The sequence below is a fragment of the Nocardioides marinisabuli genome, from assembly GCF_013466785.1.
Lineage (GTDB): Bacteria > Actinomycetota > Actinomycetes > Propionibacteriales > Nocardioidaceae > Nocardioides > Nocardioides marinisabuli.
Genome location: NZ_CP059163.1, coordinates 2,793,937 through 2,820,930, shown reverse-complemented (window position 1 = coordinate 2,820,930; position 26,994 = coordinate 2,793,937). Strand labels below are relative to the sequence as shown.

At 73.0% G+C, this 26,994-nt stretch carries 26 protein-coding genes and 2 tRNA genes; 6 read left to right on the top strand and 22 right to left on the bottom strand.

Annotated features, from left to right (window positions below; all coding sequences use genetic code 11):
* The first annotated feature begins 22 nt into the window (after positions 1-22).
* Positions 23-1,144 (top strand): calcium:cation antiporter, encoded by a 1,122-nt coding sequence (locus H0S66_RS13520; protein WP_179615844.1) that lies wholly within the window; start codon positions 23-25, stop codon positions 1,142-1,144.
* On the opposite strand, the gene rodA is transcribed toward H0S66_RS13520, so the two are convergent.
* The 7 genes from rodA to H0S66_RS13485 form a co-directional block, all read right to left on the bottom strand.
* Positions 1,141-2,346, bottom strand: coding sequence for a rod shape-determining protein RodA (gene rodA, locus H0S66_RS13515; RefSeq protein WP_179615843.1), 1,206 nt, complete (start codon positions 2,344-2,346; stop codon positions 1,141-1,143). The two genes, H0S66_RS13520 and rodA, sit on opposite strands and share 4 nt — an antisense overlap.
* On the bottom strand, positions 2,343-4,502 hold the full coding sequence (gene mrdA / locus H0S66_RS13510; RefSeq protein ID WP_179615842.1) for a penicillin-binding protein 2: 2,160 nt from the start codon (positions 4,500-4,502) through the stop codon (positions 2,343-2,345). Before mrdA ends, rodA begins: the two co-directional genes overlap by 4 nt.
* A 22-nt stretch (positions 4,503-4,524) precedes the next feature.
* Complete coding sequence (locus H0S66_RS13505) at positions 4,525-4,926, bottom strand: hypothetical protein (protein WP_258016909.1); 402 nt, start codon at positions 4,924-4,926, stop codon at positions 4,525-4,527.
* 103 nt (positions 4,927-5,029) lie between these two features.
* Positions 5,030-6,073 (bottom strand): rod shape-determining protein MreC, encoded by a 1,044-nt coding sequence (gene mreC / locus H0S66_RS13500; protein ID WP_246305148.1) that lies wholly within the window; start codon positions 6,071-6,073, stop codon positions 5,030-5,032.
* Entirely contained in the window at positions 6,073-7,101 is a 1,029-nt protein-coding gene (locus tag H0S66_RS13495; RefSeq protein WP_179615840.1) for a rod shape-determining protein, read from the bottom strand. Before H0S66_RS13495 ends, mreC begins: the two co-directional genes overlap by 1 nt.
* Before the next feature lie 282 nt (positions 7,102-7,383).
* Positions 7,384-7,803, bottom strand: coding sequence for a nucleoside-diphosphate kinase (gene ndk, locus H0S66_RS13490; protein ID WP_179615839.1), 420 nt, complete (start codon positions 7,801-7,803; stop codon positions 7,384-7,386).
* 10 nt (positions 7,804-7,813) lie between these two features.
* Positions 7,814-8,527, bottom strand: a complete 714-nt coding sequence (locus H0S66_RS13485; RefSeq protein ID WP_179615838.1) for a pyridoxamine 5'-phosphate oxidase family protein — start codon at positions 8,525-8,527, stop codon at positions 7,814-7,816.
* Between the two features lie 71 nt (positions 8,528-8,598).
* On the opposite strand from H0S66_RS13485, the gene H0S66_RS13480 reads away from it, so the two are divergent.
* Together H0S66_RS13480 and H0S66_RS20535 are read left to right on the top strand one after the other, a co-directional pair.
* Positions 8,599-9,843 (top strand): aminotransferase-like domain-containing protein, encoded by a 1,245-nt coding sequence (locus H0S66_RS13480; RefSeq protein ID WP_258016908.1) that lies wholly within the window; start codon positions 8,599-8,601, stop codon positions 9,841-9,843.
* A complete protein-coding gene (locus tag H0S66_RS20535; RefSeq protein ID WP_258016907.1) occupies positions 9,804-9,929 on the top strand; it encodes a hypothetical protein in 126 nt (41 codons plus the stop codon). The genes H0S66_RS13480 and H0S66_RS20535 overlap by 40 nt, the downstream gene beginning before the upstream one ends.
* Positions 9,930-9,959: 30 nt before the next feature.
* On the opposite strand, the gene H0S66_RS13475 is transcribed toward H0S66_RS20535, so the two are convergent.
* Positions 9,960-10,322: a DUF4233 domain-containing protein gene (locus H0S66_RS13475; protein WP_258016906.1), complete on the bottom strand. Its 363-nt coding sequence runs from the start codon at positions 10,320-10,322 to the stop codon at positions 9,960-9,962.
* Positions 10,319-11,749: a bifunctional tetrahydrofolate synthase/dihydrofolate synthase gene (folC, locus tag H0S66_RS13470; protein WP_179615836.1), complete on the bottom strand. Its 1,431-nt coding sequence runs from the start codon at positions 11,747-11,749 to the stop codon at positions 10,319-10,321. The genes H0S66_RS13475 and folC overlap by 4 nt, the downstream gene beginning before the upstream one ends.
* A gap of 65 nt (positions 11,750-11,814) precedes the next feature.
* Between folC and H0S66_RS13465 the strand changes: the two genes are divergently transcribed.
* Positions 11,815-12,915 (top strand): NAD(P)-dependent alcohol dehydrogenase, encoded by a 1,101-nt coding sequence (locus H0S66_RS13465; protein WP_179615835.1) that lies wholly within the window; start codon positions 11,815-11,817, stop codon positions 12,913-12,915.
* On the opposite strand, the gene H0S66_RS13460 is transcribed toward H0S66_RS13465, so the two are convergent.
* Positions 12,893-13,798 (bottom strand): GNAT family N-acetyltransferase, encoded by a 906-nt coding sequence (locus tag H0S66_RS13460; RefSeq protein ID WP_179615834.1) that lies wholly within the window; start codon positions 13,796-13,798, stop codon positions 12,893-12,895. The genes H0S66_RS13465 and H0S66_RS13460 overlap by 23 nt on opposite strands.
* A gap of 97 nt (positions 13,799-13,895) precedes the next feature.
* Here H0S66_RS13460 and valS point away from each other — a divergent pair, with 97 nt between their 5' ends.
* On the top strand, positions 13,896-16,508 hold the full coding sequence (valS, locus tag H0S66_RS13455; protein ID WP_179615833.1) for a valine--tRNA ligase: 2,613 nt from the start codon (positions 13,896-13,898) through the stop codon (positions 16,506-16,508).
* A gap of 72 nt (positions 16,509-16,580) precedes the next feature.
* Here valS and clpX read toward each other — a convergent pair whose 3' ends face one another.
* From clpX to H0S66_RS13395, 12 genes are all read right to left on the bottom strand, one after another.
* The gene (gene clpX / locus H0S66_RS13450) at positions 16,581-17,864 is read right to left on the bottom strand and encodes an ATP-dependent Clp protease ATP-binding subunit ClpX (RefSeq protein ID WP_179615832.1); all 1,284 of its coding nucleotides are present in this window, start codon (positions 17,862-17,864) and stop codon (positions 16,581-16,583) included.
* Positions 17,865-18,003: 139 nt separating this feature from the next.
* The gene (locus tag H0S66_RS13445) at positions 18,004-18,609 is read right to left on the bottom strand and encodes an ATP-dependent Clp protease proteolytic subunit (protein WP_179615831.1); all 606 of its coding nucleotides are present in this window, start codon (positions 18,607-18,609) and stop codon (positions 18,004-18,006) included.
* Between the two features lie 17 nt (positions 18,610-18,626).
* Positions 18,627-19,229, bottom strand: coding sequence for an ATP-dependent Clp protease proteolytic subunit (locus tag H0S66_RS13440; RefSeq protein ID WP_179617394.1), 603 nt, complete (start codon positions 19,227-19,229; stop codon positions 18,627-18,629).
* A 159-nt stretch (positions 19,230-19,388) separates the two neighbouring features.
* The gene (locus H0S66_RS13435) at positions 19,389-20,585 is read right to left on the bottom strand and encodes an esterase/lipase family protein (RefSeq protein ID WP_179615830.1); all 1,197 of its coding nucleotides are present in this window, start codon (positions 20,583-20,585) and stop codon (positions 19,389-19,391) included.
* A gap of 120 nt (positions 20,586-20,705) precedes the next feature.
* On the bottom strand, positions 20,706-22,142 hold the full coding sequence (tig, locus tag H0S66_RS13430; RefSeq protein ID WP_179615829.1) for a trigger factor: 1,437 nt from the start codon (positions 22,140-22,142) through the stop codon (positions 20,706-20,708).
* Positions 22,143-22,199: 57 nt separating this feature from the next.
* Positions 22,200-22,272, bottom strand: a tRNA-Pro gene (locus H0S66_RS13425).
* Positions 22,273-22,319: 47 nt separating this feature from the next.
* Positions 22,320-22,393: transfer RNA gene (locus H0S66_RS13420), tRNA-Gly, on the bottom strand.
* Positions 22,394-22,524: 131 nt separating this feature from the next.
* Entirely contained in the window at positions 22,525-23,628 is a 1,104-nt protein-coding gene (locus H0S66_RS13415; RefSeq protein ID WP_246305147.1) for a PP2C family protein-serine/threonine phosphatase, read from the bottom strand.
* A gap of 26 nt (positions 23,629-23,654) precedes the next feature.
* Entirely contained in the window at positions 23,655-24,503 is an 849-nt protein-coding gene (locus H0S66_RS13410; RefSeq protein ID WP_179615828.1) for an Fpg/Nei family DNA glycosylase, read from the bottom strand.
* On the bottom strand, positions 24,496-25,017 hold the full coding sequence (locus H0S66_RS13405; RefSeq protein ID WP_179615827.1) for a ribose-5-phosphate isomerase: 522 nt from the start codon (positions 25,015-25,017) through the stop codon (positions 24,496-24,498). The genes H0S66_RS13410 and H0S66_RS13405 overlap by 8 nt, the downstream gene beginning before the upstream one ends.
* A gap of 36 nt (positions 25,018-25,053) precedes the next feature.
* On the bottom strand, positions 25,054-25,938 hold the full coding sequence (locus tag H0S66_RS13400) for an alpha/beta hydrolase (RefSeq protein ID WP_179615826.1): 885 nt from the start codon (positions 25,936-25,938) through the stop codon (positions 25,054-25,056).
* 9 nt (positions 25,939-25,947) lie between these two features.
* Positions 25,948-26,517 carry an LURP-one-related/scramblase family protein gene (locus tag H0S66_RS13395; protein ID WP_179615825.1) on the bottom strand — a complete coding sequence of 190 codons (570 nt, stop codon included), beginning with the start codon at positions 26,515-26,517 and terminating at the stop codon, positions 25,948-25,950.
* A gap of 88 nt (positions 26,518-26,605) precedes the next feature.
* On the opposite strand from H0S66_RS13395, the gene H0S66_RS13390 reads away from it, so the two are divergent.
* Entirely contained in the window at positions 26,606-26,965 is a 360-nt protein-coding gene (locus H0S66_RS13390; RefSeq protein ID WP_179615824.1) for a DUF2568 domain-containing protein, read from the top strand.
* Positions 26,966-26,994: the final 29 nt, after the last annotated feature.

Below are 26,994 nucleotides of genomic sequence, written 5' to 3'. Positions count from 1 at the left end.
GTCGTCTCCCTATGCTTCGCACATGAGCGACCCCGCGGTGCGAGGCCCCGTCAGCTGGACCACGATCGTGCCGGTGGTGGCCCTCGTGCTGCTGGCGGCCACCTGGGCCAACCACGACGCCTGGCCGGTGCTGGTCGCGGTCGCGCTCGCCCTGGTGGGGGCGGTGGTCGCCGCGGTGCACCACGCCGAGGTGGTCGCGCACCGCGTGGGCGAGCCGTTCGGCTCGCTGATCCTGGCCGTCGCGGTCACCGTCATCGAGGTCGGCCTGATCGTGATGCTGATGATCGGCGGCGGCGACGGGGCCAGCACCTACGCCCGGGACACGGTCTTCGCGGCGCTGATGATCACCCTCAACGGCATCGTCGGCATCTCGCTGCTGGTCGGCGCGCTGCGCCACCACCTGGTCAGCTTCAACGCCACGGGCACCGGCTCGGCGCTCTCGACGGTCGTCGTGCTGGCCGTGGTGTGCCTGGTGCTGCCGGGCTTCACCGTCAGCGCGGAGGGGTTGTCGTACTCCCCCTCGCAGCTGGCGTTCGTCTCGGTGGCCTCGCTGGTGCTCTACGGCGCGTTCGTGCTGACCCAGACCGTGCGTCACCGCGACTTCTTCCTGCCGGTCTCCTCCGACGACCAGGGCCGGGTCACCGGCCTGCTCGACGAGGACGAGGACGGCCACGCCGACCCGCCCTCGGACCGCGCGGCGCTGCTGAGCCTGGGCCTGCTGGTGGTCTCGCTGGTCTCCGTGGTGGGCCTCGCCAAGATCCTCTCCCCCACCATCGAGGACGCCGTCTCCTCCTTGGGCCTGCCCTACACCGTGGTCGGTGTGGTGATCGCGCTGCTGGTGCTCTCCCCCGAGTCGATCTCCGCGCTGCGCAACGCGACGCGCGACCGGGTGCAGAACAGCCTCAACCTGGCCTACGGCTCGGCCATGGCGGCGATGGGCCTGACCATCCCGACGATCGCGGTGGTGATGATCTGGCTCGACGGCGAGCTGGTGCTGGGCCTCGAGCGCCTGCAGATCGTGCTGCTGGCGGTCACCGTGGCGGTCTCGACCCTGACGGTCGCGCCCGGACGGGCCAAGACCCTGCAGGGCGTGCTGCACCTGGTGCTCTTCGCGACGTTCCTGTTCTTCTCGGTCATGCCCTAGCGCGCCGTGACCAGCACCCGCGGCGCGGAGTAGCGCCGCGGTGCGGGCTCGGTGGCGCGCAGGTGGATGTTCTGCAGCAGACCGACGGCGAGCAGGCCCGCGAACATCGATGAGCCGCCGTACGACACGAACGGCAGCGGCACGCCGGTGACGGGCATGATGCCCAGGCACATCCCGATGTTCTGGAAGGCCTGGAAGCCGAACCAGCAGGCGATGCCGGCGGCCGCGACCCGGCCGAAGACGTCCTCGGTGCGGGTGGCGATCGCCAGGGCGCGCCAGATCACCAGGCCCAGGAGCACCACGACGAGACCGGCGCCGACCAGGCCGAGCTCCTCGCCGGCCACGGTGAAGACGAAGTCGGTGTGCTGCTCGGGCACGAAGCCGGAGCGGGTCTGCGAGCCGTTGAAGAGACCCTGGCCGAACAGGCCGCCGTTGCCGACGGCGACCCGGGCCTGCTCGACGTTGTAGCCGGCGCCGCGGGGGTCGAGGTCGGGGTTGGTGAAGGCCATGAACCGGTCGACCTGGTAGTCCTTCAGCACCCCGGCGGCGACCGCGACCACGGCCGCGGTCACGCCACCCGCGCCGAGCAGGGCCAGCCAGCGGCGCGGGGCCCCGGAGACGGCGAGCACGCCGACGACGGTGGCGGTGAGCACGAGCATCGTGCCGAGGTCGGGCTGGAGCAGGATCAGGACGGCGGGCACGGCGGCGATCAGCAGCATCAGCACCACCTCGACCAGGCCCACCTTGGGGCGCCAGCGCCCGGCGGCGCGGTGCGCGAGGACCAGGCTCATGCCGATGATCACCGCGAGCTTGGCGAACTCGGCCGGCTGCACCGACATGCCGCCGAGCATCAGCCAGGAGCGCGACCCGTTGATCGTCGAGCCCATCACCAGCACCAGCACCAGCCCCACCAGCGAGGCCAGGTAGACCACCGGTGCCGCCACGCGGACCCACCGGTGGTCGGCGACCACCACGGCGGCCATCAGCAGCAGCCCGACCGAGATGTTGAACAGCTGCTTCTCGAGGTAGGCCCGCGGGTTGCCGCCGGTCAGGTCGTCGCGCGTCGAGGTGGCCGACCACACCAGCAGGGTGCCGACCACCACGAGCGCCAGCACGGCGCCCAGCAGCACCCAGTCCAGGCCCCGCCAGCGGAACCGGGGCCGGGTGCCGCCGGCGGCCCGCAGCCGCACGCCGGCGCTCACCGCTGGTCCTTCTTCCTGCTGCTCGACCGGGCGGGCGGCAGCACCGAGCCGTCCCGGGTGAAGGTCGGCAGCTCGGTGGGCGGGGTGGTGCCCGGGATGGCGGCCTGCGCGGGTCGGACCTGGTCGCCCTCGACGCCGTACAGCGCTTCCCAGATGGCGCGGATCGCCGGGCCGGAGGTGCCCGAGCCGGTGCCGCCCTGGCTGACCATCATCACCACGACGTAGTCCTCGGAGTAGGAGGCCACCCACGACGTCGACTGCTTGCCGTAGACCTCGGCCGAGCCGGTCTTGGAGCGGATCGGCACCTCCTCGAGCGGGAAGCCGACCATCCGCCACGACATCGTGCCCTGGCGGGTCACGCCGGCCAGCGCCTGGTCGATGTAGCCGAAGGTCTTCTCCGGCAGGTCGACGGTGCCCTGCACCTCGGGGTCGATGGTGCGCAGCACCTTGCCGTCGGGGTCCACGACCGCCTTGGCGACGCGGGGCTCGTAGAGGGTGCCTCCGTTGGCGATCGCGCCGTAGGCCCGCGCGAGCTGCAGCGGGGTGACGATCGTGTCGCCCTGGCCGATGGCGAAGTTGACGGCGTCACCGGCGCGGTAGGCGAAGCCCTCGATGCAGAACTCGCGGGCGAACTTGTAGACGAAGTCGGAGGTGTCGGCGTCCTGCGGCTTCTTCGAGATCCCGCAGTAGTAGTCCTTCATCGACTCGTAGTAGTCGCGCTTCCACTGCCGGTCGGCGATGCGGCCCGAGGCCTCGCCGGGCAGGTCGATGCCGGTCTCGCCGCCGAAGCCCCAGTCCTTGGCGGCCTCGACCAGCGGGTCGCGGGCGTCGACGTCGTCGACGTCGGAGCCCAGGCGGCGCCAGTAGTCGTAGCCGATGCGGTAGAAGAAGGTGTTGCAGGAGACCTCGAGCGCCTTGGCGAAGGAGATGTAGCCGTAGGCGCCGGACTCGTAGTTCTTGAAGTCGCGGTTGCCGACCCGGAACGCCGAGGAGCAGTTGAGCAGCTGGTCGGTGTCGTAGCCGTTGCTCAGCGCCCCGGCGGTCATGAACGGCTTCCAGGTCGAGCCGGGCGCGAACTGGCCCTGGGTGGCGCGCCCGAGCAGCGGGGTCCCGGCGGCCTCGGAGTAGAGGGTGGCCAGCTCCTTGTCGGAGATCCCGCCGACCCAGACCTCCGGGTCGTACGTCGGCTGGCTGGCCATCGCCACGACCCGGCCGGTGTCGGCCTCGAGCACGATCGCGGCGCCGGAGTCGGCGGCGTACCGGCGCCCGGTGACGGTGTCGGTGGTGGCGCGGGCGGTCTTGATGGTCTCGGCGAGCTGCTCCTCGACGACGCCCTGCACGCGGGCGTCGATGGAGGTGACCAGGGTGTCGCCGGGGCGCGCCTCGGTCTCGCTGTCCTCGCCGAGCACGCGGCCCATCGAGTCGACGGCCACCGACTGGTAGCCGGGCATCCCGCGCAGCCAGGCGTCGTACTGCTTCTCGACGCCGGCGCGACCGACCGAGGAGGCGCCGTTGACGCTCGCGTCGCCGTCGGACTCGGCCCGGTCGAGCTCGTCCTCGGTGATCGGGCTCAGGTAGCCCAGCACGTGGGCCAGGTTGACGCCGTAGGGGCGCGGGTAGGCCCGCACGGTCTGCTGCTCGGCGAGCACGGCCGGGTAGTCCTCGGGCTGCTCGAGGATCTTGAGCGCGACCCCGCGCTCGACGTCGGTGGCCACCGGGACCGGCTGGTAGGGCGAGCCGTTCCAGCAGGTGCCGCTGACCGAGCCCTCGTCACCGCAGGTGACCAGGCGCTTCTCGAGGGTGCCGCGCTCCTCGCCGGTGACCGTGGCGACGCGGTTGAGCACCTCGCGCCGGTCGCGCCCGCCCATCCTGCCCAGCAGGGTGCGGTCGACCGAGACGACCCAGGCGGTGCGGTTGGTGACCAGCGGACGGCCCATGTCGTCGACGATCAGGCCGCGCTGGGGCTGGACCACGATGTCGCGCACCGACTGCGAGGCCGCCTGCGCGGTGTACTCCTCGCCGGTGACGACCTGCAGGTAGTAGAGCCGGACCAGCAGGGTCGCGAAGAGCGAGAGCACGAGGGCCTGGATCACCACGATCCGCAGCCGCGAGCGGCGGGTGCCGGTGGCTTCCTCGCCGCGGGTGGGAGCACGCATCAGCAGGACCTCACAGAGCAGCTCACAGGGCGTGGACGGGTTCGAGGCGGCGGAACAGCGCCATCAGCGGGGGCAGCACGAAGGGGGTCAGCAGCACGTCCCAGACCAGCGAGACCGCGAGCACCGACAGCGTCTCCCCCACCCCGACGACGGGGTCGGAGAGCACGACGCCGCTGAGCGCGAAGACCGAGGTGCCGACGAACGAGGCGGCGGCCACGGTGGCCACCACGGTGGTGGCGGTGGGACGCGACTCGGGCCGCACCCGCCCCACGAGGTAGCCCACCAGCAGCAGCGCGAGCGCCCAGCGGCCGGCGACGTGGTCGGCCGGCGGCGCGAGGTCGAGCAGCAGCCCGGCCCGAAGCCCAGCACCATCGCGAACTGCGGGCCGCGGGTCAGCGCCCCGGCCACGACCACCAGCAGGCACAGGTTGGGCACCACGCCCTCCCAGGCCAGCGGCCCGAAGACCGAGACCTGCAGCACGAGCGCCAGGCTCACCGCGAGGGCGGCGACGACCGCGCGCAGCGCGCTCACCGGCCGCCTCCCTCGATCTCGCCGTCGGCGCCGATGATGCCGCGGTCGCTGCGGGTGCCGGTGGGCACCACCACGCCGACCAGGTCGAGGGCGCCGAAGTCGACGTACGGGTCGATGACCGCGCGCTGGGCGGTCTCGCGCAGCGAGGAGTAGACCTTGGTGACCCGGCCGACGGGGATGCCGGCGAGGTACGGCGCGCCGCCCTCGCTGCCCCAGGTCACGACGCTGTCGGCGCGCGCGGGCACCGAGGAGTCGTCGACCAGCTCGAGGTCGAGGCGGCCCTCGTCGCCGATGACGCCGCGGCCGCTGAGGAAGCCCATCTCCATCGAGTCGCCCACCCGGGCCCCGACGGTCGACTCGGGGTCGACCAGCAGCAGCACGGTCGCGGTGGAGCGCCCGGCGCTGAGCACCCGGCCGACGAGGCCGTCGTTGTTGACCACGGTCATGTCGGGCTGCACGCCGGCGTCGGTGCCGGCGTCGATGGTCACGGTGCTCGAGAACGACTGGGCCGGGCCGACGCCGACCACGCGGGAGGGCACCAGCGAGTAGCCGAGGTCGGAGGCGACGCTGGTCAGGCCGTCGTACTCCGCGAGCCGGTTGCGGTCGTAGGCGGAGGTGTTGAGCTCCGAGCGCAGCGCGGAGTTCTCGGCCTCGAGGGTGGCGACCTCCTCGCGCAGCGAGCCGTTGCTCTCGAACCAGCCGCCGACCGCGGTGAAGGGGCGCACCACGGCGGTGGTCGCGCTCTGGGCGGGCCCGAGGGTGTCGGCGAGCACGCCGCGCACCGGGTCGAGCGGCGAGGAGTCGCCGGCGGCGAGGTCGAGGGTGGTGACGCTCGCGGTGGCCAGCAGCAGCGCGACCAGCAGCGAGCGCGACGGGCGGGGTGCCTCGGCGCCGGGACCGCCCGGGCCGGCTCCCCAGCGGCGCTCGCGACGCTCGTGGCGCGCCATCAGCGACCGGGTGCGCCGCGGGCGGCCGGGCTGGTCGCCGCGCGGCGTACCAGGGGCGCGACGGGGGGTGGAGACGCGGTCGAGCAGGGCCATCAGTAGCGCCTCGGGTCGGTCACGAGCACCTGCTGCAGCGCCTCGAACTCCTCGACGCACTTGCCGGCGCCCAGCGCCACCGAGCTCAGCGGGTCGGGGGCGACGTGCACGGGCATGCCGGTCTCGTGGCGCAGCCGCTCGTCGAGGCCGCGCAGCAGCGCGCCGCCGCCGGTCAGCACGATGCCGCGGTCCATGATGTCGCCGGCCAGCTCGGGCGGGGTCTGGTCGAGGGTGGTGCGCACCGCGTCGACGATCGCGTGCAGCGGCTCCTCGAGGGCCTGGCGCACCTCTGCGCTGGAGACCACGACGGTGCGCGGCAGCCCCGAGACCATGTCGCGGCCGCGGATCTCGGCCTCGGGCTCGTCGGGCAGCGGGAACGCGGAGCCGAGAGTCATCTTGACCTCCTCGGCGGTGCGCTCGCCGAGCATGAGGGAGTACTCCTTCTTCATCCACGCCACGATCGCGGCGTCGAGGTCGTCGCCGGCGGTGCGGATCGACAGGCTGGTCACGATGCCGCCGAGGCTGATGACCGCGACCTCGGTGGTCCCGCCGCCGACGTCGACGACCATGTTGCCGGTGGCCTGGTGCACGGGCAGCCCGGCACCGATCGCCGCGGCCATCGGCTCCTCGACGATGTAGACGCGCCGGGCGCCGGCCTGGTAGCCGGCCTCCTTGACCGCGCGCTGCTCGACGGCGGTGATGCCGCTGGGCACGCAGATGACCATGCGGGGCTTGGCGAAGGCGCTGCGCCGGTGCACCTGCTGGATGAAGTAGCGCAGCATCTGCTCGGTGGCCTCGAAGTCGGCGATGACGCCGTCCTTGAGCGGGCGGATGGCGGTGATGTTGTCGGGGGTGCGCCCGATCATCCGCTTCGCCTCGTGGCCCACCGCGAGGATCTCGCCGGTGGTCGAGTTGAGCGCCACCACGCTGGGCTCGTCGAGCAGCACCCCGCGCCCGCGGGCGTAGACCAGCGTGTTGGCGGTGCCGAGGTCGACGGCCATGTCTCGGCCGAAGAAGCTGTTCGCCATGGCGGGTGCGCCTCGTGGTCCCTCGTGCGCGAGTGCTGACCGGGGAAGGTAGGCCGTCCCGCGCGCACGATCCCGGTACGACCCGGTCCCGAGCCTAAGGAGCACCTACCACAGATCCCGGACGCCACGCCGGGGCACCACGCGCCACACCAGTCACAACGCCCACCCGGCCCATATATCGCGTCGACCCGGCCCATATATCGCGTCGACCCGGCCCGAAGTGTCGGGCCGGGTCGGGTGAGCGGGAGATCTGCGCCGGGTGGGCGCGAGATCTGCGCCGGGTCAGCGCTCGGGGAACCAGATGCCGATCTCGCGCTCGGCGGTCTCGGGGGCGTCGGAGCCGTGCACGAGGTTCTGCTGCACCTTCAGGCCCCAGTCGCGACCCAGGTCCCCGCGGATGGTGCCGGGGGCGGCGGCGGTCGGGTCGGTGGCGCCGGCCAGCGAGCGGAAGCCCTCGATGCAGCGCTCGCCCTCGAGGACCATCGCCACGACCGGGCCGGAGAGCATGAACTCGACCAGGGGCTCGTAGAACGGCTTGCCCTGGTGCTCCTCGTAGTGCTCGGCGAGCAGCTCGGGGGTCGCCTCGCGCAGCTCGAGGCGCGCGAGGGTGTAGCCCTTGGCCTCGATGCGGCGCACGATCTCGCCGGTGAGGCCGCGGCGGACGCCGTCGGGCTTGATCAGGGCCAGGGTGCGCTCGGTCATGGCCGCGACCCTACCGATCCCCCAGCGCCGCCGCGCGTGCGGCCACGTCGCGGGGCACCGGCAGCCCGGCCGCGTCGGCGTCGGGGACCGGGTCGCCGGCCACCAGCCGCAGGGGCACGTGGCCTCCCCACACGCCCGCGGCGACGTCGGGCTCGTCGTCGACCGGTCCCCCACTGCGCACCTTCAGCGACGCCTCGACCAGGGGCAGCGCGAGGACGGCGGTGGCGGCCAGCTCCTTGCGGGTGTGCGGGCGCAGGGTGGCCGACCGGCCGGGCACCACCTGGTCGACGACGAGGTCGAGGGCCCGGGCCCGCTCGGCCTCGTCCCGCACCAGCCGAGGGCGACCCACGACCACCGCGCTGCGGTAGTTCATCGAGTGGTGGAAGCCCGAGCGGGCAGCGACCAGGCCGTCGAGCAGGGTGATGGTGACGCAGACCTGGCCCGCGAGCACCGGGGCCAGCCAGCCCGCGGCGACCGAGCCGTGCAGGTAGAGGGTGCCGCCCTCGTCGGGGCCCTCCGGGTCCGCGGCGTACGCCGTCGGCAGGACGACCGGGTGCGCCTCGTCGCCCTCGCCGACCACCAGCCCCAGGTGCGCCACCATCGCCTCCGCGAGCAGGGCGTGCAGGGCGGCGCGGTCCTCGACCATCCGGTGCCGGCCGCGCGTGGCGGTGGTGCGGTCGGTGGGCGAGAGCGGCGCGAGCGGCGAAGGCGGCGGGGTCGTCATGTCACCATGGTCCCCACCCAGTGGCTCGCCCACGAGGGCCAATACCCGACTATTCAGACAGGCCACTGACGATGCCCCTCCTCGCCGTCCGGCTCGACCGCGGGACCGCCGTGCCCCTGGGCGTGCAGCTGGCCGACGCGGTGCGTGCGCGGGTCACCGACGGGCGGCTGCACCCCGGCGACCGCCTGCCCAGCAGCCGGGCGCTCGCCGCCGACCTCGGGGTCGCCCGCAGCGTCGTCGAGCAGGCCTGGGCGCAGCTGGTGGCCGAGGGGTGGCTCGAGGGGCGGCACGGGCAGGGCACCTTCGTCGCCGCCGGCCGCAGCCAGGCCAGCCCCGCACCCGCGCGCTCCCCCGCCGCGGCGGCCGGGACGCCCGAGCCGGTGCGCCTCGACACCGGCACCCCCTGGATCGACCCCCGGCACCAGGCGCTGTGGCGCCGCGCCTGGCGCGACGTCGCCGCCGCGACGCCACCGCGCGGGTACGACGACCCCCGCGGCCTCCCCGAGCTGCGGGCCGAGCTGGCCTCGCGGCTGGCCCGCACCCGCGGCCTGGCCGTCGACCCCGACGAGGTGCGGGTGACCACCGGCACCACCGACGGGTTGCGCCACCTGCTCGGCGCCCTGGCCCCCGGCCCCGTCGGGGTCGAGGACCCCGGCTACCGGGCGGCCGTCGCCACCGTCGAGGCGGCGGGCCGGCGGGTCGTCGACCTGCCGCCCGGCGCGGCCGGGGCCGACCTGCGCGGTCTCGCGGCGGCGTACGTGACCCCGGCCCACCAGCACCCGCTGGGCGCGACCATGACGGGGGCCAGCCGTCTGGCGCTGCTGGGCGCGGCGGGCGACGCGGGGGCCGTGGTGGTCGAGGACGACTACGACTCCGAGTTCCGCTACGACGTCGCGCCCATCCCGGCGCTGGCCAGCCTCGACCGCGAGCGGGTCGCCTACCTGGGCACCGCCAGCAAGTCGGTCTCGCCGAGCCTGCGGCTGGGCTGGCTGGTGCCGCCGGCGGCGCTGGGCGCGGCCGTCGACGAGCGGCGCGAGCGCACCCACGACGCGGCGCCCTGGCCGGTGCAGCGCGCCTACCTCTCCCTGCTGCGCGAGGGGTACGTCGACCGCGTGGTCCGTTCGCGCGGCGCACCTACGCGGCCCGGGCCGCGCGGGTCGTCGACGCGCTGGGCGAGCACCTCGACGGCCCGGTGGCGGGGATGTACGCCGCCGTGCCGCTGCCGGCGGCGCTCGCCCGCCGGGCCCAGCAGGCGGCCCGGCGCGTCGGGTTCGACGTGCCCCTGCTCGACGACTACTGCCGCTCGAGGGCCCTGAGCGGGCTGGTGCTCGGCTTCGGCGGCTGCACCGACGCCGAGCTCGACCGGGCGCTGGCGGCGGTCGCCACCGCCCTGCGCGGCTAGCTGCCTGGTCGGCTGGCTGCCTGGCTGGGGTCAGCCCTGCTCGGCCTCGTACGCCGCGTACGCCGCCGCCCGCTCGCGCTCGATCTTGCGCCCCAGGAGCACGGCGGTGCCCCACAGCAGCGCGAAGACGCCACCCAGGAAGAACATCAGCGGGATCACGAAGCCCAGCCCGACGGCCGCGGCCTGCACCACCCAGCCGGCGGTGTAGGCCCACTCCGAGCGCAGCATGCCGGCCAGGAGCAGGCACACGACGGCGAGGCCGAGCCCGACGAGCAGCGCCACGGAGGTCGGCACGTCGGTCAGCGAGATCATCACCGGCGTGGTCAGGCCCAGGGTGACGGCCTCGAGGGAGAGGATCGCGGCGCACATGCCGCGACGGGGCGACCGCTTCACGACGGGTCCTCCTCGCGGGGGGTGCCGGGCGCGCGGCGCCCGCGGGTCAGCAGGGTGCGGGCCTCGCCGGCGGTGACGACCGAGCCGGTGACCAGCACCGCCCCGGAGCCGATCGAGGAGCCGACGGCCTCGCCGGCCTCGGCGAGCGCGGCGGCGGCGTCGATGGCGTCGACCAGGCGCGGCACGACGGTGACGCGGTCCTCGCCGAAGACCTCGACGGCGGTCTCGGCCAGGGCGGTGGCCGACATCGCGCGGTCGGAGGAGTTCTGGGTGCAGACCACGTGGGCCAGGTGCGGCTCGAGGGCGACCAGCAGGCCCTCGGCGTCCTTGTCGCCCATCACGCCCAGCACGCCGATGAGCGGCTCGAAGGTGAAGGAGTCCTCGAGCGCGGCGCCGACGGCCTCGGCCCCGTGCGGGTTGTGGGCGGCGTCGAGCACGACGGTGGGGCTGCGCCGCACCACCTCCAGGCGCGCCGGCGAGGTGACCTCGGCGAAGGCCGCGCGCACCAGGTCGGCGTCGAGGGCCTGCGCGTCGGGCCCGGCGGCGGCGAAGGCCTCGACGACCGCCAGCGCGACGGCGGCGTTCTGGGCCTGGTGGGCGCCGTAGAGCGGCAGGAAGACCTCGTCGTAGCGGGCCCGCAGGCCCTGGAGCGAGACCATCTGGCCGCCGACGGCGGGGGTGCGCGAGACGACGCCGAACTCCAGGCCCTCGCGGGCCACCGTGGCGCCGACCTCGGCGGCCCGGGCCATCAGCACCGCGCCGGCCTCGGGGTCCTGCTGGGCCATCACGACCGTCGAGCCGGGCTTGATGATGCCGGCCTTCTCGTGGGCGATCGCCTCGGTGGTGCCGCCGAGGTAGCGCGCGTGGTCGACGGCGATCGGCAGCACGACGGCCACGTCGGCGTCGGCGACGTTGGTGGCGTCCCACGAGCCGCCCATGCCGACCTCGACGACGGCCACGTCGACGGGGGCGTCGGCGAAGGCGGCGTACGCCATGCCCACCACGGTCTCGAAGAACGACAACGGGTGCGGCTGGTCCTCGTCGACCAGGTGCGTGTACGCCGCGATCTCGTTGAAGGCGCGCACGAAGGCCTCGTCGTCGAGGGGCTCCCCGTCGACGCTGATCCGCTCGTTCATCGTCTCGACGTGGGGGCTGGTGAAGCGGCCGGTGCGCAGCTCGAGGGCGCGCAGCAGCGCGTCGACCATCCGCGAGGTGGAGGTCTTGCCGTTGGTGCCGGTCAGGTGCACCATCCGGAAGGAGCGCTGGGGATCGCCGAGCAGCTCGAGGAAGGCCTCGATGCGCTCCAGCGAGGGCTCGAGCCGGGTCTCGGGCCAGCGCGAGAGCAGGGCGTCCTCGACCTCGCGGAAGGTCTCGGCGGCGCGGGGCACGACGGTCTCGTCGTCTGGCAGGGAGGGTGTCTCACTCATGTCCGGTCCAGTCTAGGGACGTGGGCCCCTTGACCCCGAGTCTGTAACACGTTCTAGTTCTGCCCATGAGGACGACGGTGGCGATGGTGACCCGGCAGGGCGGCGACTTCGAGCTGGCGGAGGTCGATATCGACGACCCCCGCGACGACGAGGTGCTGGTGCGGATCGTCGCGACCGGCCTGTGCCACACCGACCTGACGATGCGCCACTTCCTGCCCGACGAGATGTTCCCCAACGTCTTCGGCCACGAGGGCACCGGTGTCGTCGAGGCCGTCGGCCCGGCCGTCGAGGGCATCGCCGTCGGCGACCACGTGGTGCTCTCCTTCCGCTCCTGCCGCGAGTGCGGCCCGTGCCGCCAGGGCGACGTCGGCTACTGCGAGCAGTCGCTGCTGCTCAACTACATGGGCATGCGCGCCGACGGCTCTACGACGATGAGCCTCGACGGCTCCCCCGTCTTCGGCTCGTTCTTCGGCCAGTCCAGCCTCGCGCGGCACGCGATCGCCCACGCCGACAACTGCGTGGTCGTCGACCCGGAGCTCGACCTGACCCTCGCCGCGCCCTACGGCTGCGGCTTCCAGACCGGCGCCGGGACCGTGCTCAACGTGCTGTCCCCCGGGGCGCAGGACTCCCTGGCGGTGTACGGCGCCGGCGCCGTCGGGCTCGCCGCGGTCGCGGCCGCGGTGGCCGAGGGCGTCGGCACGGTGCTGGCCGTCGACCTCGCGGCCGGTCGTCTCGCCGAGGCCGAGCGCCTGGGCGCCACCCCCGTCGACGCCACCGGCCTCGAGCCGGCCGAGGTGGTCGCGCGGGTCAAGGAGCTCACCGGCGGTGCCGGGTCGACGTACGCCATCGACACCACCGCGGTGCCGGCCGTGGTCAAGCAGGCCCAGCAGGCGCTGGCGCCGCGCGGCACCCTCGTCGCGCTCGGGCTGGGCCCCGAGGAGTACCAGCTCGACGCGATCGACCTGCTCCAGGGCGGCAAGCGGGTGATGTCGTCGATCGAGGGCGACTCCGACCCCCTCGAGATGGTCCCCCGGCTGCTGGCGCTGCGCGACGCGGGTCGCTTCGACCTCGACGGGCTGGTCACCACCTACCCGTTCGAGAAGATCAACGACGCGGTCGCCGACGTGCTCGCCGGGCGGGTCGTCAAGCCCGTGCTGGTGTGGTGACCGGCGCGGCGAGCCTCAGGTTCGCGGTGTCGGTGACCGCCTCGTAGCCCAGCGCCTGGTAGACGCGGTTCGACACCGGGTTGGCCTGGTCGGTGAAGAGCGTGGGCCTCGCGCCCTCGTCGAGCACCGCGCGGCTGAGGTGGGCCACCAGGGCGCTGGCGTAGCCGCGCCCCCGGTGCTCGCGCGGGGTGTAGACCGGCCCGATCCGCGACACCCCGAAGCGGGCGGGCGTGCGCGCGCTGAAGTGCACCGGCACCCCGTCGACCTCCCACACCCACAGCAGCCCGCTCGCGAGCCGGTCGCGGGTCCAGGCCCGGTCGAGGTGCTCGCCGGGCTCCGGCTCGCGCCCGCCCTGCTCGTCGGCGTCGACCGAGAACGCCGCGGCCCAGGCCGCGACCAGGTCGAGGTCGTCGGGGCCGGCGACCCGGGCCCGCCCGGGTGCGGGGCGGGGGTCGACGAGCTCGCGCAGCTCGAAGAGCCGCAGGTGCTCGTGCACGTACGCCGTCGTCCCCCGCGCGCGGGCCAGCTCGTCCATGAAGACCCGCACCGAGGGCAGCGCCCCGTTGGCGGCGCTGACGTCGTCGCCGCGCTCGTGCACCCAGCGGGCCAGCGCCACGGCGGCGTCGTCGGGCATCAGGTGCACCCACATCGGGTGCGGCACGAACGGCGCGGTGCGCATCGCTGCCCCGACGACCCTCCCGGCCGCGTCGAGCACGCTGACCCACCACCGCGGGTGCGGCGGCGCGCCGGCACCGCTCTCGACCGCCCCGTGGGCCGACCCGGCCAGCACCGTCGCCAGCACCGGCTCGAGCGCCAGGTGCTCCCCCGCCCGGTCCAGGAAGGCGGCGGGGTCGTCGGTGCTCTCGAAGCGGTAGGACGTCACGAGCGGAGGTTAGGGGCTGCCCGACGAGGCCCGCACGCCGGTTTCGGGCGGGACGCGGGTTCGCACCCGCCGAGCCGCGACTCATAGGATTCCTCCCATGACCGAGACCACACCGCAGGCCACCGACACGACGAGCACCGACGCGCGTGCCCTCGTCGTACCGGACAAGCCGGCGCTCGAGGGTCTCGAGTCGACCTGGGCGGCGCGCTGGAAGGAGCAGGACACCTACGCCTTCGACCGCAGCCAGCCGCGCGAGAACGTCTACTCCATCGACACTCCCCCGCCGACCGTCAGCGGCAGCCTGCACGTGGGCCACGTCTTCTCCTACACCCACACCGACCTGGTCGCGCGCTACCAGCGCATGCAGGGCAAGTCGGTCTTCTACCCGATGGGCTGGGACGACAACGGCCTGCCCACCGAGCGCCGGGTGCAGAACTACTACGGCGTGCGCTGCGACCCCTCGCTGCCCTACGACCCCGACTTCGCCCCGCCGGCCAAGCCCGACGCCAAGAAGCAGGTGCCGGTCAGCCGGCCCAACTTCATCGCCCTGTGCGAGGAGCTGGTCGCCCAGGACGAGGAGGTCTTCGAGTCGCTGTGGCGCACCCTGGGCCTCTCGGTCGACTGGTCGCAGCACTACACGACCATCGGCCCGAAGGCGCAGACCGTCAGCCAGCGCGCGTTCCTGCGCAACTTCGCCCGCGGCGAGGCCTACCTGCAGGAGGCGCCCACCCTGTGGGACGTCACCTTCCAGACCGCCGTCGCACAGGCCGAGCTGGAGGCGCGCGAGTACGCCGGCGCCTACCACCGGGTGGCCTACCACGCCCCCGACGGCACCCCGGTGCACGTCGAGACCACCCGCCCCGAGCTGATCCCCAGCGTCGTGGCGCTGATCGCGCACCCCGACGACGAGCGCTACCAGCCGCTCTTCGGCTCGACGGTGACCTCGCCGGTCTTCGGCGTCGAGGTGCCGGTGCTGGCCCACCCGGGCGCCGAGATGGACAAGGGCGCCGGCATCGCCATGTGCTGCACCTTCGGCGACCTCACCGACGTGACCTGGTGGCGCGAGCTCGACCTGCCGGTGCGCACCGTCATCGGCCGCGACGGCCGCTTCACCCGCGAGACCCCGCCGTGGCTGGCCGCGGCCGAGGAGTCCTACCAGCGCCTGGCCGGCAAGACGACCTTCTCGGCACGCGAGGAGATGGTCGCGATGCTGCGCGAGGTCGGCGACCTCGAGGGCGAGCCCAAGCCCACCCAGCGGATGGCCAACTTCTTCGAGAAGGGCGACAAGCCGCTCGAGATCGTCGCGACCCGCCAGTGGTACCTGCGCAACGGCGGGCGCGACGGTGACCTGCGCGGCGAGATGCTCGCGCGCGCCGACGAGATCACCTGGTTGCCGGCCCACATGAAGCACCGCTACGACAACTGGGTCGGCGGGCTCAACGGCGACTGGCTGATCTCGCGCCAGCGCTTCTTCGGCATCCCCTTCCCGATCTGGTACCCCCTCGACGCCGAGGGCGAGCCCGACTACGAGCACCCGCTGCTGCCCTCCGAGGCCGAGCTGCCGGTCGACCCGTCCACCGACGCCCCGCGCGGGTACGACGAGGCGCAGCGCAACCAGCCCGGCGGCTTCATCGGCGACCCGGACGTGATGGACACCTGGGCGACCTCGTCGCTGACCCCGCAGATCGCCGGCGGCTGGGAGGACGACCCCGACCTCTTCGAGCGGGTCTTCCCGATGGACCTGTGCACCCAGGGCCACGACATCATCCGCACCTGGCTCTTCAGCCGCGTGGTGCGCGCCCACCACGAGCACGGCCGCACGCCGTGGACCCACGCGATGCTCTCGGGCTGGATCCTCGACCCCGACCGCAAGAAGATGTCGAAGTCCAAGGGCAACGTGGTCGTGCCGACCGAGATCCTCGAGAAGTTCGGCGCCGACGCGGTGCGCTGGCGCGCCGCGATGGCCCGTCCGGGTCTCGACTCCCCCTTCGACGAGGCCCAGATGAAGGTCGGGCGCCGCCTGGCCATGAAGGTCCTCAACGCCTCCAAGTTCGTGCTGGGCAACGTGGGCGCGACCTCGTGCAACGCCTTCGAGGTCTCCGAGCCGGTCGACTGCGCGCTGCTGGGCCGCCTGGCCCTGGTGGTGCGCAAGGCGACCGAGTCCTTCGACGCCTACGACTACACCAGCGCCCTGGAGTCGGTGGAGAAGTTCTTCTGGGAGTTCTGCGACGACTACCTCGAGCTGGTCAAGGAGCGCGCCTACACCGAGGACGGCGGCGCGGCCACCGCCTCGGCGAAGGCCACGCTGGCCATCGCCCTGCAGGTGCAGCTGCGCCTGCTGGCGCCGTTCCTGCCCTACGTCACCGAGGAGGTCTGGTCGTGGTGGCAGGAGGGCTCGATCCACCGCGCCTCCTGGCCCACCGAGATCGACCTAGGCTCCGCGGCCGCCGCCGACCCCGTCGTGGTCGACGCCGTCGCGGCCGCCCTGGCCGGCATCCGCGGTGCCAAGTCGCAGGCCAAGGTCTCGATGCGCGCCGAGCTGGGCCGCGTCGAGGTCACCGGCCCCGAGGCCCAGGTGCGCGCGGCCGAGCTGGCCGCCGACGACCTGCGCCGCACCGGGCGCATCGTGGGCGACCTGGTCTTCACCGTCGACGGGTCGGCCACCGAGATCGGCGTGGCCGCCGAGCTCGCCCCGGTCGCCCAGGACTGAGCACCCCCGCACGCAGCAGCGCCCCGACCGGGACTCCGGGCGGGGCGCTGCTCTGCGTGGTGGGGGTGCGGCTCAGGCCGACTTCTTCTTCTTGGTCTCGGCCTCGCGCAGCACCAGCTCGGGGCTCTGCTGGCCCGCGACCACCTCGGCGTTGAGGATGACCTTGGCGACGTCGCCGCGCGAGGGGACGTCGTACATCACCTGGAGCAGGACCTCCTCGATGATGGCGCGCAGGCCGCGCGCGCCGGTGCCGCGCTCCATCGCCTTGTCGGCGATCGCGTCGATGGCCTCGGCGGTGAACTCGAGCTCGACGCCGTCGATCTCGAAGAGCTTCTGGTACTGCTTGACCAGCGCGTTGCGCGGCTCGGTCAGGATCTGCACCAGCGCGGGCCGGTCGAGCTTGGAGACGCTCGCGATCAGCGGCAGCCGGCCGATGAACTCGGGGATCAGGCCGAACTTGGTGAGGTCCTCGGGACGCACCAGCGCGAGCAGGTCGTCCTCGGTGCGGTCGGCCTCCTTGCGGACCTCGGCGGTGAAGCCGAGGGTCTTCTTGCCGACCCGCTGCTCGATGATGTGCTCGAGCCCGGCGAAGGCACCGCCCACCACGAACAGGATGTTCGTGGTGTCGATCTGGATGAACTCCTGGTGCGGGTGCTTGCGCCCGCCCTGCGGGGGCACCGAGGCGGTGGTGCCCTCGATGATCTTCAGCAGCGCCTGCTGCACGCCCTCGCCGGAGACGTCGCGCGTGATCGAGGGGTTCTCGGCCTTGCGGGCCACCTTGTCGATCTCGTCGATGTAGATGATGCCCGTCTCGGCCTTCTTGACGTCGTAGTCGGCCGCCTGGATCAGCTTGAGCAGGATGTTCTCGACGTCCTCACCGACGTAGCCGGCCTCGGTCAGCGCGGTGGCGTCGGCGATCGCGAACGGGACGTTGAGCATCCGGGCCAGCGTCTGGGCCAGGTAGGTCTTGCCGCAGCCGGTCGGGCCGATCACCAGGATGTTGGACTTGGCGACCTCGACGACCTCGTCCTTGGCGTGCTTGCCCCCGGCCGGCGCGAGGCCGGCCTGGACGCGCTTGTAGTGGTTGTAGACCGCCACCGCCAGCGACTTCTTGGCCTGCTCCTGGCCGATCACGTAGGAGTTGAGGAAGTCGAAGATCTCGCGCGGCTTGGGCAGCTCGCCCATGCCGACCTCGGTGCCCTCGCTGAGCTCCTCCTCGATGATCTCGTTGCACAGGTCGATGCACTCGTCGCAGATGTAGACGCCGGGTCCGGCGATGAGCTTCTTCACCTGCTTCTGCGACTTGCCGCAGAACGAGCACTTCAGCAGGTCTCCGCCGTCACCGATCCGTGCCACCGGGTCACCCTCCTCGATCCCCTCGGGCGAACGGGACGCCCGGGTCGTGCTGCTTGCAGAATTGCCGATCTGGTCGAAGGTACTCCCCGGACCGGCCCGTACGGGCCAGGACACGGGGAGTCCCCTCGTCTTGTGGACCTCAGGTGAGGGCCGGCGCCTTCAGCGACTCCAGGACCGAGTCGATCAGGCCGTACTCCACCGCCTGCTCGGCCGTGAGGATCTTGTCGCGCTCGATGTCGCGACTGACCTCCTCGACCGGACGGCCGGAGTGGTCGCTGATCATCTTCTCGAGCAGCTCGCGCATCCGGATGATCTCGTTGGCCTGGATCTCGATGTCGGAGGTCTGGCCGAACGTGCCCTCGGTGTAGGGCTGGTGGATGAGGATGCGGCTGTTGGGCAGGCCCATCCGCTTGCCCGGGGTGCCCGCGGCCAGCAGGATCGCGGCGGCCGAGGCCGCCTGGCCCAGGCAGACCGTGCGCACGTCGGGCTTGATGAAGTTCATCGTGTCGTAGATCGCCGTCAGCGCGGTGAAGGAGCCACCGGGGCTGTTGATGTAGATGCTGATCTCCTGGTCGGGGTTCATCGACTGCAGGCAGAGCAGCTGGGCGATCACCGCGTTCGCGACGTCGTCGGAGATCGGCGTCCCGAGGTAGATGATGCGCTCCTCGAAGAGCTTCGCGTAGGGGTCGATGCGGCGCACGCCGTAGGAGGTGCGCTCCTCCCACTGCGGGATGTAGTAGTTCATGGTGTGCGGTGCTCCCGTCACTTCGTGTGGGCCGGGCGGCCGTCGTCGGCCGCCTCGCGAGCGCTCTTGATGACCTGGTCGACCAGGCCGTAGTCCTTGGCCTGGTCGGCGGTGAACCAGCGGTCGCGGTCGGCGTCGGCGACGACCTGGTCGATCGGCTGGCCGGTGTGCTCGGCGATCAGGTCGAGCAGCACCTTCTTGATGTGCAGCGACTGCTGGGCCTGGATCTTGATGTCCGAGGCCGAGCCGCCCATGCCCGAGGAGGGCTGGTGCATCATGATCCGCGCGTGCGGCAGGGCGTAGCGCTTGCCCTTGGTGCCCGCGCAGAGCAGGAACTGGCCCATCGAGGCGGCCAGGCCCATGCCGACCGTGGCCACGTCGTTGGGGATGTAGTTCATGGTGTCGTAGATCGCCATGCCGGCGTCGACGGAGCCGCCGGGCGAGTTGATGTGCAGGAAGATGTCGGCCTCGGGGTCCTCTGCCGAGAGCAGCAGCAGCTGCGCGCAGATCGCGTTCGCGTTCTGGTCGCGCACCTCGGAGCCGAGGAAGACGATCCGCTCACGGAGCAGACGCTGGTAGATGTGGTCGTCGAGGACGTTGAGCCCGCCGCCACCACCCATCCAGTGGTCGGAGGCGGTGTCGCGGCCTGCGGAGCTGGAGTTCTGGTTCACGTCGCCGACACTAGCCCGAAGGACGGACAGTTCCACGGGCAACCCCACCCTGTTCGCCGACAGCGGATTTCGAGGTCCGGCTGGTCCGGTCCACCGCACGCCGCGGGCTCAGTCCAGCCAGCCGCGCAGCGCCTGCAGCACCTCGGGGTGGTTGAGGAGGTCGAAGTGGTCGCTGCTGCCGACGTGCAGCACCGTCGCGCCGGGGAAGAGCTCGCCGCCCCTGCGGTCGCGCCCGTACGCCGAGCGCGGGCGCACCAGCAGGTCGCCCACCACCTGGCCGACCGGGTGCCGCTCGGAGGCGCTCAGGGTGGCCGCGACCAGCCGGTAGCGCGCGTGCGGCAGCGGCGCGACGTCCTCGGCGAGCCCGGCGACCAGGTCGTGCACGCCCACCGAGCGCCAGTCGAGCAGCCGGCCGAAGGCGGCGGTCTCGGGCAGCAGCGACAGCCCGCGGCTGCCGTGCCCGATCCCCCACGCGACGGGGGCACCCAGGTGGGGCGTGCCGAGCGTGACGACGTCGCTGACCAGCCGCGTCCACGGGGCGGCGGACCCGTCGGCCCCCACCGCCACCGCGCCGGCCGCCCGCATCACCAGCCCACCCATCGAGTGCCCCACCAGCGCGACGCGGGTGACCTCGACGGGCCAGTGGTCGACGACCTGCTGGAGCAGCGAGGTCAGCGCCGCGCCGTTCTCGCGCAGCGACAGACCGGTGTTGGCGCGCAGCAGGACCGGGGTCCAGCCGCGCCCGGCGAGGTCCTCGGCGTACGTCGTGCCGGTGCGCTCGCGGTGCCGGCCCCAGTAGGACTCGTTCTCGCAGAGCCCGTGCAGCAGCACCACGACCCGCCCGGTGGCCCCCGGGAAGGCGGCGGCCAGCCCCTCGGTGTCGGGGACCACGTCGCGGCCCTCGTGGCGCACCGCCGTCGCGATCGCCATCTGCGGGCGCTCGCGCAGCAGCCGGTCGCCGATGAGGCCGTTGACGGCCGCGCTGACGAAGCGGCCCTCGGCGCTCCCCTCCAGGCGGGGGCCGGCGCCGGTCGACGCGACCGTGTCGAGCCCGCGCGAGGCGGCCCGCAGCCCGAGCCCGAGCCCGCCGTACACGGCGCCGGCGATGCCGCGGTGCACGGTCTCGACGACGCCGGGGCCACCCGCGCCCGTCACCCGTCGCCCGAGGCCGTGCACCCGGTCGAGCCAGGCGGTGTGGGTGTCGCGCACGCTGCGCACGACCAGCCCGTCGGCGACCTCGCAGGCCAGGGACGCCAGGTCCAGCAGCGTGGGGCCGGTCGGCGCGGGCGCGGCGGTGGTCGTCATGGTGACAGCGTAGCGCCGTGAGTGGACAGGCGTTCACTCAATAGTGGGGACTCTGCCCCCTGCAACGCCACGACCCGCCCGAGCGGTGCTCGGGCGGGTCGTGGACGAGGGGCGTCAGGCTCAGGCCTGGGCGTCCTCGGTGTCGTTCTCGGTGCCAGCCTCGGCGTCCGCCTCGGCGGCGGGGGCCTCGGTCGCCTCGGCGGCCTCCGGCTCCTCGGCGGGCTGCTCCATGATCGTGCCGTCGGGCTGCAGGTTCTTCAGCTCCAGCACGTTGCCCGAGGCGTCCTTGACGGTCGCCGACTCCACCAGCACCGCCAGCGCCTTGCCGCGCAGGATCTCCTGCACCAGCTCGGGGATGTGGTTGTGCTCGAACATGTGGTTCGCGAACTCCTGCGGGTCCTGGCCGGACTGCTGGGCGCGACGGATCAGGTGCTGGGAGAGCTCCTGCTGGTCGACGCCGAGCTCCTCCTTCTTCGCGATCTCGTCGAGCAGGAACTGCGCGGCGACGGCGTCGCGGACCCGGCGGTCGAGCTCGGCCTCGAACTCCTCCTGGGTCTGCTCCTCGTCCTCGAGGTACTTCTCCATCGTGATGCCGGCCATCATCAGCTGCTGCTCGATGTTCTGGCGGCGCGCGTTGAGCTCGTCGGTGACCATGGTCTCCGGCAGCGGGACGCTGATCTTCTCGAGCAGGGCCTCGAGCACCGCGTCGCGGGCCTCGGCGGCCTGCTCGAGGCGCTTGCCGTTGCCCAGGCGCGAGCGGACGTCGGCCACGAGCTCCTCGGAGGTGTCGAACTCGGAGGCCAGCTGGGCGAACTCGTCGTCGAGCTCGGGCAGCTCCTGCTCCTGGACCTGGCTGACCGAGACGGCCACCTCGACCTCCTCGCCGACGAGGTCGCCGCCGACGAGCTGGGAGGTGAAGGTCTTGTCGTCGCCGGCCTTCATGCCGACCAGGGCCTCGTCGAGGCCGTCGATCATGCCGCCCTTGCCGACCTGGTAGCTCATGCCGGTGACCTCGGCGCCCTCGAGCACCTCGCCGTCCTTCATGGCCTTGAGGTCGAGCACGACGAAGTCGCCCTCGGCGGCGGCGCGCTCGACGTCGGCGAGGGTGCCGAAGCGCTCGCGCAGCGACTGGACCTGCTCGTCGACGTCCTCGTCGCTGATCTCGATGTCCTCGACCTGGGCCTCGAGGCCCTCGTAGGCCGGGAGGTCGATCTGCGGCTTGACGTCGACCTCGGCGGTGAACTCGATGTGGTCGTTGTCCTCGAGCTTGGTGACCTCGATCTCGGGCTGCGCGAGCGGCTCGAGCGAGTTCTCCTGGAGGGCCTCGACGTACTTCTTGGGCAGGGCGTCGTTGATGGCCTGGTCGAGGACCGCGCCGCGGCCGACCTGACGGTCGATGACCATCGGCGGCACCTTGCCCCGGCGGAAGCCGGGGACGTTGATCTGCTGGGCGATCGCCTTGTAGGCCGCGTCGAGGCTCGGCTTGAGCTCCTCGAAGGGCACCTCGACGGTCAGCTTGGCCCGGGTCGGGCTCAAGGTCTCGACGGCGCTCTTCACAGGGTGTCTCCTCATGGTTCGGTGGGTGTGTCGGCACAGGTGGTTCGCGGTGGGACGTCGGGGCGACAGGACTCGAACCTGCGGTCTCCTGCTCCCAAAGCAGGCGCGCTAGCCACTACGCTACGCCCCGCCAAAGCGCCCCCTCCGGCTCGCGTCGCGAGGCCGCCAGGGGCTCCTTGGAGCGGATGACGGGAATCGAACCCGCGTAGCCAGTTTGGAAGACTGGGGCTCTACCATTGAGCTACATCCGCGCGCGTGATCGTCGACGTCGACCCGCCCGGACGAGGGCGCGCGCCAGCCTGCGATCTGCTCAGTCATCGTGCCACACGGCCCGGCCGCGGCCACAACCGGCGCCCTCGCCGCCGGGCGCGGCACGGCGGGCTCAGCGCCGGTGCACGACCACCATGGCGCGGTCGTCGTCGGGGGAACCCAGCGAGGAGACCAGCCGCTCGGCCGAGCCCACGAAGCTGCCGCGCAGCAGCGTCTCGGCCTGCCCGAGCATCCGGTCGAGGCCCATCTCGATGTCGCGGCGGGGCCGCTCGACCATGCCGTCGGTGTAGAGGATCACGGCGTCGCCGGGGCCCAGGACCCCCTCGGCGACCTCGAACTCGGCCTCGTCGACCAGCCCGAGGACCGGACCGGCGCTGGGCAGCACCGCCCAGCGGCCCGAGCCCGAGTGCCGCTGCACGGCCGGCGGGTGGCCGGCGCTGCACACCGCGAAGCGCCCGGTGCGCAGGTCGAGCGAGAGGTGCACCGCGGTCGCGAAGCCCTCCTCCCAGCCCTGGCGCATCAGGTAGTCGTTGGCGGCGCGGAGGAAGTCCTGGGGCGCCAGCGACCCGAGCATCCCGCCGAAGGCGCCCGAGAGCAGCAGCGCACGCGTGCCGGCCGCGTCCCCCTTGCCCGACACGTCGACGACCACCACCTCGAGCCGGGTGTCGTCGTCGAGCACGGTGGCGACCAGGAAGTCGCCGGCGAAGGGAGTGCCCGACGCCGAGCGCAGGGCCGACTCGACCAGCCAGCCCGGCGGCAGCGACGGGATGCCGCCCTGGTTGAGCAGCCGGTCGCGCAGGTCGACGAACATCGACTCCCCCGTGTTGCCCGCCACGCCGAGGCTCGAGCGCCGCCGCGCGGTCACCAGCACGATCGCGACCATCAGGGCCTCGATGACCGCCACCGCGACGATCCGGGTCGACACCTCCTGCTGGAGCACCAGGGTGGTCGTCGCCAGCACCACGATCCACGCCACGAACCACGGCAGCTGACGGGGGTTGAGCACCAGGCTGCCCAGCAGGAGCGGCACCATCAGCGAGGTGATGGGGAAGATCGCCGGCACCAGCGCGACGCCCAGCACCAGCAGCGAGGCCAGCAGGCACAGCAGCCCGACCGCGCGGAACCGGCGGACGCGACCGCGACGCCACATCAGGCGCAGCCGGTCGAGACCGGCCCTGGCCGGCCCGGGGCGGGAGTGGTCGAACGCCGCGTCCATGCTCCGTCCTCCCCCGCTGGTGGCCCTCATCGTAGGGCTCGGGAGCGGAAGGTGGGCTGACAACGGCTGCACCAGAACAGGTTGCGCCCGACCATCTCGTTGGTGCGCACGGCCCGGCCGCACACCAGGCACGGCTGGCCGGTGCGCCGGTAGACGTAGACCTCGCCGCCGTGGTCGTCGCGGCGCGGCGCCCGCCCCATGGCCTCGGGCTCGTGCTCGGGGCGCACCGTGTCGATGCGCCCGGTGCGCACCCCCTCGGTCATCAGGACCACCAGGTCCTCCCACAGGGCCTGCCACTGCCCCACGCGCAGCGTGCGCCCGGGGCGCTGCGGGTCGAGCCGGTGCCGGAAGAGCACCTCGGCGCGGTAGACGTTGCCGACTCCCGCCAGCACCGACTGGTCCATCAGCAGCGCCCCGATCGGGGCGCGGCTGCGGCGGATCCGCTCCCAGGCCAGGTCGGGGTCGGCGTCGGCGCGCAACGGGTCGGGCCCCTGGCGCTCGAGCACCGCGTCGCGCTGGGCGTCGGTGAGCAGCTCGCAGGCGGTGGCCCCGCGCAGGTCGGCGTACGCCCGGCCGCGCGCGTCGTCGGCCACCAGCCGCAACCGCACCTGGCCCACCGGGGCGAGCACGTCGTCGACGTCGGGGTGCACGTCGAGCTTGCCGTAGAGGCCGAGGTGCACGTGCACCCAGCGCGCGCCGGGGAAGGCGAGGAAGAGGTGCTTGCCCCACGCCTCGGCGTGCTCGAGCACCTGCCCGTCGAGGTCCTCGGCCGCGGCGGCGAAACGGCCCTGCGGGCTGGAGACGCCCACCCGGCGGCCGGCGAAGGCCGCGTCGAGGTGACCGGCCAACCGGTGGAGGGTGTGCCCCTCAGGCATCGTTCCCCTCGTCGGGGCCCAGGCCCCGCGCCGACTCGGGCAGCGGGGGCAGCACCGAGGTGGCGTCGTACGACGAGAGCTGGCCGATGCGGCGCACGTGGCGCTCGTCGCCGCTGAACGGCTCGGCGAGGAAGATCTCGACGAAGCGGGTCATGTCCTCGAGGCTGTGCATCCGGCCGCCGACGGAGACCACCTGCGCGTCGTTGTGGTCGCGGGCCAGCCGGGCGGTCTCCTCCGACCAGGCCAGGGCGCAGCGGATGCCCTCGACCTTGTTGGCCGCCATCTGCTCGCCGTTGCCCGACCCGCCGATCACCACGCCCATCGAGTCCTGCCCGGCCGCGCGCTCACGGGCCACGGCCTCCGCGGCGCGCAGGCAGAAGACGGGGTAGTCGTCGAGGGCGTCGTAGACGAACGGACCGTGGTCGACGGGCTCGTAGCCGTGCTCGGTGAGCCAGGCGACGAGGTGGGCCTTGAGGTCGAGTCCGGCATGGTCGGAGCCGAGGTGCACGCGCATGGCGGGATCATCCCAGAGCCCGCGGAGCCGGTCGGTCTAGGGGTACATCCCCAGGAACGCGGCCACCTGGCGGGTCATCGGCTCGGCGGCGTCGAAGACCTCGGGGTGGCGCCAGAAGCCGTGCACCTGGCCCAGGTAGCGGGTCGCCACGACCGCCACCCCGGCGTCGGCGAGCAGGGCGGCGAGGTGCTCGCCCTCGTCGCGCAGCGGGTCGTGCTCGGCGGTGGTCACCAGGGTCGGCGGCAGCGTCCAGAGCCGGTCGGAGCGCAGCGGCGCGAGGTCGGGGTGCCGCAGGTCGGCCGGGGTGGCGGCGTACTGCTGCCAGTACCACTGCGCCTCGCGCGGGTCGAAGCCGTCGGCGGCGGTGCGGTAGCTCTCGAAGCCCGCCTCGGGGTCGAGGAACGGGTAGACCAGCGCCAGCGCGCGGAAGCGGCCGGGGTGGCGCAGCGCGGCGACCAGCGCCAGGTTGGCCCCGGCGCTGTCGCCGTGGGCGTAGAGCGGTCCGGAGAGGTCGTGCTCGGCACCCTCGCGGGCCAGCCAGCCCAGCACCGTGTCGACGTCGTCGGGGGCCGCCGGGAACCGGTGCTCGGGCGGGCGGCGGTAGTCGACGCTGAGCACCGTGACCTCGCTGCGGTTGGCCAGGCGGCGCGCCGCGGCGTCGTGCACGTCGATGTCGTGGAAGACGAAGCCGCCGCCGTGCAGGTGCACCAGGGTGCCCTCGCGCGCGTCGCGTGGCCGGTAGAGCCGGCAGCGCACGCCGCCGGCGTCGACGTCGAGCACCTGCTCGACGTCCTCGCGCGGCAGGCTCGCGGCCAGCTCACGGGCCTGGCGGCGCGACTCCTCGATGTCGAAGTCGGGCTCGAAGACCTTCGGGGTCAGTGCGGCCGCCTCGACCGAGCGGCGGGCCTGTGGGTAGAGCACGTGGACTCCTCAGCGCTGCATCAGGGCGTCGAGGCCCACGGCGATCGCGGCCGCGACCCGGAAGTCGACGCGCTGGTCGGGGACGGTGACGGTGTAGCGGTCGCGCAGCTGGAACTGGCGCTCCACGCTCATGAGCGGCGCCCCGTCGGGGGCGGTGAAGTCGAAGTGGATCGACAGGAACGGCACGTCGGCGAAGCGCCGTACGAGCGCCGTCAGCTGGCTGCGCTCCTGGCCGGTGCCGGTGTAGCCGGGCCCCTCGACGTGGAAGGTCGAGCGCAGCAGGCTCGCCCCGAAGTCCTTGCGGAAGAAGCCGATCTGCTGCTGGGCCTCGTCGAGCACGTCGTAGCCGGCGTTGAGGTCGACCCGCTTGCGGGCCTTGAAGCTGAAGACCGCACGCGCCTTCGACTCGTCGGCGTAGAACGTGACCTCCTCCTTGAAGGCCAGCCGCTTCTGCTGGGCCAGCCCCATCAGCTGCCCCTCGGACCCGTCGGGACCGGCCGCGACGAGCTCGTAGCGGTTCGTGGTCATCGCGAACTTCTGCTTGACGTAGAAGCTGGGGAGGTACATCTCCGCGGTCATGGCCCGAACCTACTGCCGAGCAGTCACTTGTGAACCACCGACCGGTCACTTCCGCACCCTCGGTCCTGGCCGGGAGCAGACTGGTCGCATGGTCTGGTCGGTGCTGGCGCTGCTCCTCGTGGTCGAGCTGCTCGCGTGGGCGTCGTACGGCGTCCTGGGGTGGACGTGGTCGCCCGCCTGGCTGTGGGTGTGGCTGCTCCCGCTGCTGGTGGTCGCGCTGTGGGCGCTGACCGCCTCACCCCGTGCCCGGTGGCGCGGCGCCGTGCTGACCCCGGTCGCGAAGGTGCTGGTCCTCACCGGGGCCGTGGTGTCGCTCCTCGTCACCGGGCACCCGGTGGCCGGCGTGGCGCTCGCGGTGCTCGTGGTGGTCACCCACCTGGCTGCCCGCCACCCCGACGTACGCGCGCAGCTGGCGGCCGCCGGTGACCGGTCGAGGGTGCACATCTGACCGGTCGATGGTTCAGAAGTGACCGCTCG

Bases quoted from the DNA above. Each gene is read 5' to 3' on its own strand.
- H0S66_RS13520 (WP_179615844.1), top strand. From the start codon at position 23: ATGAGCGACCCCGCGGTGCGAGGCCCCGTCAGCTGGACCACGATCGTG.
- H0S66_RS13415 (WP_246305147.1), bottom strand. From the start codon at position 23,628: ATGGACGCGGCGTTCGACCACTCCCGCCCCGGGCCGGCCAGGGCCGGT.
- folC (WP_179615836.1), bottom strand. From the start codon at position 11,749: ATGAGTGAGACACCCTCCCTGCCAGACGACGAGACCGTCGTGCCCCGC.
- H0S66_RS13435 (WP_179615830.1), bottom strand. From the start codon at position 20,585: ATGACGACCACCGCCGCGCCCGCGCCGACCGGCCCCACGCTGCTGGAC.
- valS (WP_179615833.1), top strand. From the start codon at position 13,896: ATGACCGAGACCACACCGCAGGCCACCGACACGACGAGCACCGACGCG.
- H0S66_RS13405 (WP_179615827.1), bottom strand. From the start codon at position 25,017: ATGCGCGTGCACCTCGGCTCCGACCATGCCGGACTCGACCTCAAGGCC.
- H0S66_RS13410 (WP_179615828.1), bottom strand. From the start codon at position 24,503: ATGCCTGAGGGGCACACCCTCCACCGGTTGGCCGGTCACCTCGACGCG.
- H0S66_RS13440 (WP_179617394.1), bottom strand. From the start codon at position 19,229: ATGGGTGGTGGCGGCGGGCTCAACGTCCTCGACGACCACATCTACCAG.
- H0S66_RS13390 (WP_179615824.1), top strand. From the start codon at position 26,606: ATGGTCTGGTCGGTGCTGGCGCTGCTCCTCGTGGTCGAGCTGCTCGCG.
- H0S66_RS13480 (WP_258016908.1), top strand. From the start codon at position 8,599: ATGCCCCTCCTCGCCGTCCGGCTCGACCGCGGGACCGCCGTGCCCCTG.
- H0S66_RS13465 (WP_179615835.1), top strand. From the start codon at position 11,815: ATGAGGACGACGGTGGCGATGGTGACCCGGCAGGGCGGCGACTTCGAG.
- ndk (WP_179615839.1), bottom strand. From the start codon at position 7,803: ATGACCGAGCGCACCCTGGCCCTGATCAAGCCCGACGGCGTCCGCCGC.
- mreC (WP_246305148.1), bottom strand. From the start codon at position 6,073: ATGGCCCTGCTCGACCGCGTCTCCACCCCCCGTCGCGCCCCTGGTACG.
- H0S66_RS13445 (WP_179615831.1), bottom strand. From the start codon at position 18,609: ATGAACTACTACATCCCGCAGTGGGAGGAGCGCACCTCCTACGGCGTG.
- H0S66_RS13495 (WP_179615840.1), bottom strand. From the start codon at position 7,101: ATGGCGAACAGCTTCTTCGGCCGAGACATGGCCGTCGACCTCGGCACC.
- H0S66_RS13395 (WP_179615825.1), bottom strand. From the start codon at position 26,517: ATGACCGCGGAGATGTACCTCCCCAGCTTCTACGTCAAGCAGAAGTTC.
- mrdA (WP_179615842.1), bottom strand. From the start codon at position 4,502: ATGCGTGCTCCCACCCGCGGCGAGGAAGCCACCGGCACCCGCCGCTCG.
- H0S66_RS13485 (WP_179615838.1), bottom strand. From the start codon at position 8,527: ATGACGACCCCGCCGCCTTCGCCGCTCGCGCCGCTCTCGCCCACCGAC.